Here is a 1,774-nt window from a genome sequence, read left to right as displayed (position 1 = left end):
GTGGTAGCTCCGAAGCGGTGGGGGTGGCGGGCGCGGGCGGCTGCCAGGACCTGGCGCGTTCGGCGTCGCGGGCGGTGGCCAGTCCGTAGAACACCTCGGCCGGGGTGTGCAGCCCGATGCCGGTGTGGCGGTGTTCGTGGTTGTACCAGTCCACGAATCTGTTCATGAAATCCCTTGCTTGCCAGAGTGATCCGAATCTTGTGGGGAATTCGGGGGCGTATTTCAGGGTTTTGAACCATGCTTCGGAGTACGGGTTGTCATTGGATACCCGGGGTCGCGAGTGTGAGCGGGTGACCTCGAGGTCGGCCAGTAGCGCGGTCACCGATTTGCTGGTCATGGCGGTGCCGCGGTCGGCGTGGACCACGTGCGGGATGCCGTGGGTGCCGAAGATCTGCTCCATCAATTCCTTTGCCAGCACACCGGATTCACGGTGGTGCACGTGAACCCCGACGATGTAGCGGGAATAGATGTCGATCATCACGTAGGCGTCGTAATAGATGCCCTTGCCCGGGCCGGCGAGCTTGGTGATGTCCCAGGAGTACACCTGCCGTGGTGCGGTGGACACCAGCTCCGGACACGTGGACTTCGGGTGCCGCGCCAGCCGTCTGCGCTCCTTGACCAGGGTGTTTTCGGCCAGGATCCGGTACATCGTGGACACCGAACACAGGTAGATGCCTTTATCGAGCAGGGTGGCCCATACCGTCAACGGTGCGGCATCGACGAACTCCGGCGAGTTCAGCACCTCGAGCACCCGCGCCCGTTCGTCGTCGGTGAGCTTGTTACGCGGCACCGGATGCGGACACCGGACCCGAGGCGCGGCGCCGGGTGTGGTGTTGCGGTTCATCGTGGCCCGCGACAGTCCGGTCAGTGCCGCGGCCGCGCGCGTGGCCACCCCGGCCGCGCGCAGTTGGGTATAAGCGCTGTTCAACGCTTGCCGGGCCGCGGGTCCTGCTCCGCGCTCTCGGAGATCGCTTCCAAGAGCGCGACCGCTTTTCCCATGATGTCCAGTGCGGCCTCGGTGGTGGCCAACCGCTTGTCCTTCAACGCCAATTCCCGCTTCAGCCGGGCGATTTCGGCTTGTTCGGTGGTGAGTTTGCCGACCTTCTTCGCCGTGGGCTTCTTCGATTCGAGCACACCGGCGTCGCGCAGCTTGCGCCATTCGGTCATCAGCGACGAGTACAGGCCCTCCCGACGCAGATACGCCCCGCCCTGACCCGTCTGGACCGCTTGCTCGTAGGCGGTCAGGTGGGCCAGTTTCTCGGCCGCGGTGAACGCGCGCCGACGGCGGGGACCATCGCCTCGAGCAGAAGAAGCCATGCGCCCAGTCTCGCGCACCGGCATCGCCGTAGTCATTGGTGGATAGATCCGATCTCGCCCCGCGTCAGGCCGAAGTTGCTGTGAACCCGTGGTCTCAACTCACCCTAATGGGAACTACCAGGTCAGCCAGTAGGGCAGACTCGGTGCCTGCAGCCCCGGCAGGTGAGCACTCCCTCAGCCTGAACCCCCGAGTTCTGGTGTCAGATCGTGCCCCTGCCGGTGGCCGGGAGCGGACAACTTATGGGATGTCGTGCCCACCAACATGATTGGTGTGAGCACTGGTCCATTAGGGCGCTGGGTCTCCCGCAGGCTGCTGACAATCGAACACGTCAGATTCAGGAGCGTTGAGTGCTGTTCGTCGGAGACGACTGGGCCGAAGACCACCATGATGTGGAGGTGCAAGACGAGCAAGGCCGCACGATGAAAGCGGCGAGAGTGCCCGAAGGCATCGAGGGCA

At 64.3% G+C, this 1,774-nt stretch carries 1 pseudogene; it reads right to left on the bottom strand.

Going from position 1 to position 1,774, the window contains the following annotated elements:
* Nucleotides 1-1,317: pseudogene (locus tag JZ792_RS41000) on the bottom strand (IS3 family transposase); the annotation flags it as partial.
* Between the last annotated feature and the right edge of the window lie 457 nt (nt 1,318-1,774).

Origin of the sequence: Nocardia noduli, assembly GCF_019038455.1 — a bacterium.
Classification (GTDB): domain Bacteria; phylum Actinomycetota; class Actinomycetes; order Mycobacteriales; family Mycobacteriaceae; genus Nocardia; species Nocardia noduli.
Note: the sequence above shows the minus strand (reverse complement) of the source record. Positions and strands in the feature narration are given on the sequence as shown.